Here is a 5,118-nt window from a genome sequence, read left to right on the forward strand (position 1 = left end):
AGCTTGAGCAGCAGATCGCGACGATCTGGGCCGACATCCTGCACCTGCCGCAAGTGGGCCTGAACGACAACTTCTTTGACGTCGGTGGCCACTCCTTGCTGGCGATCCAGATTACCTCGCGGGTGCAGGCCGAGCTCGGCCTGGACGTACCGTTGATGGAACTGTTCCAGACCGAATCGCTGCGCGCCTACGTGCAGGCCGCAGCCACTTTCCGCGCCGGCAGCGTGGAAGATTTTGATGACCTTCGTGACTTTTTGAGCGAACTAGAGGCGATTTGAACCATGCTTTCCAACCCTAATATCGACCTGGTGTCGCGCTTTCTTCGCTTGCCTCTGGAGCAGCGCCAGCAGTTTTACCAGCGCCTGCAAAGCCGGGGCATGAGTTTCGCTCAACTGCCGATTGCTCCCACCCGCCACGACAACGACACACCGACGTTGTCTTACGCCCAGGAACGCCAGTGGTTCCTCTGGCAACTGGACAAGGACAGCACCGCCTATCACATCCCTGGCGCCCTGCGTTTGCACGGGCACTTGGACCTGGCCGCGTTGCAACGCAGTTTCGACAGCCTGCTGGCCCGGCATGAAAGCTTGCGCACGCAACTGGTCGAGGACGGTGAACGCCTGTGGCAGGCAGTGATGCCGCAGGCGCGGGTGCAGATCCAGCAGGCGCACGTCGATGAAGCACAGTTGATGGCGCGGGTGGAAGAGGAGGTGGCGCGGCCGTTCGATTTGCACCAGGCGCCGTTGTTGCGTGTGACGCTGTTGCAACTGGCCGAGGATGAACATGTGCTGGTGATGGTGCAGCACCACATTGTCTCCGATGGTTGGTCGATGCAGGTGATGGTAGAGGAACTGGTGCAGCTCTACGCCGCCCATAGCCAGGGCCATGACCTGCAACTCCCGGAACTGCCGATCCAGTACGCCGACTACGCGTTGTGGCAACGCGGCTGGATGGAAGCCGGGGAACAGGCGCGCCAACTCGCGTATTGGCAGGCCCTGCTGGGCGGCGAGCAACCGGTGCTGGAATTGCCGCTGGACCGCCCGCGGCCGGCGCAGCAAAGCCATCGCGGTGCAAGCCTGCAGGCGCATCTGCAACCGACGCTGGTGGCGGGGCTCAAGCGCCTGGCGCAGCAAGAGGGCGTGACCGCGTTCATGCTGCTGCTGGCGTCGTTCCAAGCCTTGTTGTATCGCTACAGCGGGCAGTCGGATATCCGCATTGGCGTGCCGAATGCCAACCGTAACCGCGTCGAAACCGAGCGGCTCATCGGCTTCTTCGTCAACACCCAGGTACTCAAGGCTGACCTTGACGGGCAGATGAGCTTTGCCGAGCTGCTGCAACAAACCAAACGCCGCGCCCTGGAGGCCCAGGCTCATCAGGACCTGCCATTCGAGCAACTGGTGGTGGCATTGCAGCCTGAACGCAGCTTGAGCCATAACCCGTTGTTCCAGGTGATGTTCAACCACCAGACCGATGCCCAGGGCGACCGGGAAGGCCAGCAGTTACCGGGCCTGCGTGTGGTGGAACTGGATTGGGACAGCCAGACCACCCATTTTGACCTGAGCCTGGACACCCATGAATCCGCCGACGGGCTTTGGGCTGCGCTGACCTACGCCACCGACCTGTTCGATGCAGCCACCATCGAGCGCTTGGCGCAACACTGGCAGAACCTGCTGCAGGCGGTGGTGAGCGCACCCCGCAGCCGCCTCTGCGAGCTGCCGATGGTGGGTGCCGCTGAGCAACACAGGATGCTTCAGGACTGGAACACCCCGGCTGGTGTCACCCCCTTTGAGGCTGTGCACCGGCTGTTTGAAGCCCAGGCTGATCAGCAGCCGGAACGTCAGGCCCTGGCCCTGAATGAGCAGGCCCTCAGCTATGGGGAACTGAACCGTCAGGCCAACCGCCTGGCGCATTACCTGCTGGCCCAGGGCGTAGGCCCTAAAGCGCTGGTGGGGATCGCCGTGGAACGCTCCTTTGCCATGGTGGTCAGCTTGCTTGCGGTGCTCAAGACGGGAGCGGCCTATGTGCCGCTGGACCCTGAGTACCCCCGCGAACGTCTGGTGCATATGCTTGAGGACAGTGGTGTGGGCCTGGTGTTGACCCAATCCCACCTGCATGGGCGCCTGCCGTTGCCGACCCAGGTGCTGGCGGTGGACATCGACCGGGTCCAGGCGCAGTTGGCGTTGTGTGCCGACGATAATTTACCGGTTGATGTCGAGGCCCAGAGCCTGGCGTATGTGATCTACACCTCCGGCTCCACAGGCAAGCCCAAGGGGGTTGCCATCAGCCATGCTGCACTGAGTGAGTTCGCTGGCATCGCGGCGGATTACTCGCAGCTGGTTGCCCAGGACCGAGTGTTGCAGTTTGCCACCTTGAACTTCGACGGTTTCGTCGAGCAGCTATACCCAGCCCTGACCCTCGGCGCCACCGTGGTACTGCGTGGCCCGCAGTTGTGGGACGGTGCCGAGCTGTACCGACAGATCATCGCCCAGGGCATTACCTTGGCCGACTTGCCCACCGCCTACTGGAAGCTGTTCCTGCAAGATTGCCTGGCAGCAGGCCCAAGGACCTATGGTGCCTTGCGGCAGATCCATATCGGCGGCGAAGCCATGCCGTTGGATGGCCCGCTGTTGTGGCAGCGCGCCGGGCTCGGCCATGTGCGCTTGCTCAACACCTACGGGCCTACCGAGGCCACGGTGGTTTCCAGCGTGCTGGACTGCACTGACCCGAGCGCTGTCAGCGCCGTCGGTGCCAGCCCCATTGGCCGGGCGCTGCCAGGGCGTGGCCTCTATGTGCTGGACCGCGACCTGAACCTGCTGCCGCTGGGCGCCGTGGGTGAACTCTATATCGCCAGCGCCAATGGCTTGGCCCGTGCGTATTTGCAGCGGCCAGGCCTGACCGCCGAGCGCTTTGTCGCTGACCCGTTCAGCCCATCCGGCGAGCGCCTGTACCGCACCGGCGACCTGGCCCGCTACCGAGCCGATGGCGTGGTGGAGTATGTCGGGCGGGTCGATCACCAGGTCAAGGTTCGTGGTTTTCGCATAGAACTGGGTGAGATTGAAACTGTGCTGCTGGCCCAGGATAGCGTGCGTGAAGCGCTGTTGCTGGCTGCCGACAACCAACTGCTGGCCTACCTGGTACCTGCGCAGACGCTGTCTGAAACCGAGTGCGCCGAGGTGGGCGAACAGTTGATGGCCACCTTGCGCGACCACCTACCCGACTACATGGTGCCGGCGCACCTGATCTTTCTCGACCGCATGCCGCTCAACCCCAACGGCAAGCTGGATCGCCAGGCCCTGCCCAAGCCAGATGCCAGCGTGGAACAACAGGATTGGCGGGCGCCGGTCACCCCGTTGCAACAACAGGTGGCGGCGATCTGGGCGGCTATTCTTGGAGCCGAACGTGTGGGCTTGAACCAGCACTTCTTCGAACTGGGAGGGCATTCCCTGTTGGCGATGCAGGTGGTGTCACGCATCCGCCAGACCCTGAGCCTGGAAGTGCCGCTCAAAGCCGTGTTTGAACACCCGCGGCTGGAGGCGTTTGTCGCGGCCTTGCAAGCCCAGGAGAGCCCATTGTCAACGGCGCCGGCCCTGCTGCCGGCCGGGCGCGTGCAGCCGTTGCCATTGTCTTACGCCCAGGAGCGACAGTGGTTTCTCTGGCAACTGGAACCCCACAGCGCGGCGTATCACATTCCCAGCGCGTTGCGCCTGAAAGGGCGGTTGGACCTGGCTGCGTTGCAACGCAGTTTCGATAGCTTGCTGGCGCGCCATGAAAGCCTGCGCACCCATATCCACCAGGATCACGACGGCGCGGTGCAAGTGATTGAGCCGTCAGTTTCCTTGCCGATCACCCAGGCGGAGATCGAAGAGACCGAGCTCAAGGCCCATGTAGAAGCGCTGATCGCCCAGCCGTTCGACCTGCAACGAGGCCCTTTGCTGCGCGTCACTTTGCTGCGCCTGGCCGCCGACGAGCATGTGTTGGTATTGGTGCAGCATCACATCGTCTCCGATGGCTGGTCGATGCAATTGGCTGTCGAAGAACTGGTGCAGCTGTATGCCGGTTATAGCCAAGGCCAGGACGTGCAGTTGCCGGCGCTGCCGATCCAGTATGCCGACTACGCCGTATGGCAGCGCAGCTGGATGGACGCCGGTGAGAAGCAACGTCAACTGGCCTACTGGCAGGAACTGTTGGGCGGTGAGCAGAGCGTGCTGGAGTTGCCGTTCGATCACCAGCGCCCGGCTGTGCAGAGCCACCGCGGCGCACGCCTGGCGTTCGAGCTGGCGCCGGAACTCGCTCAGGGGCTCAAGGCTTTGGCCCAACAGCAGGGCGTGACCCTGTTCATGTTGTTGCTGGCATCGTTCCAGACCTTGTTGCACCGCTACAGCGGCCAGGAAGAAATACGCGTCGGCGTGCCGATTGCCAACCGCAATCGCAGCGAGACCGAGCGCTTGATTGGCTTCTTCGTCAACACCCAGGTGCTCAAGGCGGATGTGCATGGGCAGATGAGTGTCGAGCAGTTGCTGCAGCACGTTCGGCAACGCGCCCTGCAAGCCCAGGCCCACCAGGATTTGCCGTTCGAACAACTGGTGGAGGCCCTGCAACCTGAGCGTAGCCTGAGCCACAACCCGCTGTTCCAGGTCATGTTCAACCATCAGACTGACGTCGGCCAGGCTCAGGTTCAGCACCAATTGCCAGGGCTGCGGGTAGAAGGCCTGGACTGGGACAGCAAGACCGCACATTTCGACCTGGACCTGGATATTCAGGAGTCCACCGAAGGTATATGGGCCACTTTGGGTTATGCCCAGGACCTGTTCGAAGCCAGCACCGTGCAACGCATGGCGCGCCCCTGGCAGAACCTGCTGCAGGGTATGGTCGCCAACCCACGACAGCAGCTCAGCCAGTTGAGCTTGCTGGATGTGACCGAACAACAACAGATCCTGCAACTGTGGAACCGCACGGAGTCTGGCTTTTCGGCCGAGCGCCTGGTGCACGAATTGGTCGGCGATCGCGCCCGCGAAACTCCGGACGCGGTGGCGGTGAAATTCGACGCGCAAACCCTGACTTACGGTGAACTGGATCGCCAGGCCAACCGCCTGGCCCATGCCTTGATCGCCCGTGGCG

General features: G+C 62.8%; 2 protein-coding genes. Both read left to right on the top strand.

What is annotated here, in order from left to right:
• Positions 1-278: phosphopantetheine-binding protein (locus GIW04_RS27605; protein WP_236479402.1), on the top strand; the 278-nt coding region annotated here is incomplete at its 5' end.
• Between the two features lie 3 nt (positions 279-281).
• Positions 282-5,118 (top strand): non-ribosomal peptide synthetase (locus GIW04_RS27610; protein ID WP_236479403.1); only part of this gene is annotated, 4,837 nt, incomplete at its 3' end.

The sequence above is a fragment of the Pseudomonas sp. PA-4-8C genome (genome assembly GCF_021606625.1).
GTDB classification, from domain to species: Bacteria; Pseudomonadota; Gammaproteobacteria; order Pseudomonadales; family Pseudomonadaceae; genus Aquipseudomonas; species Aquipseudomonas lactis.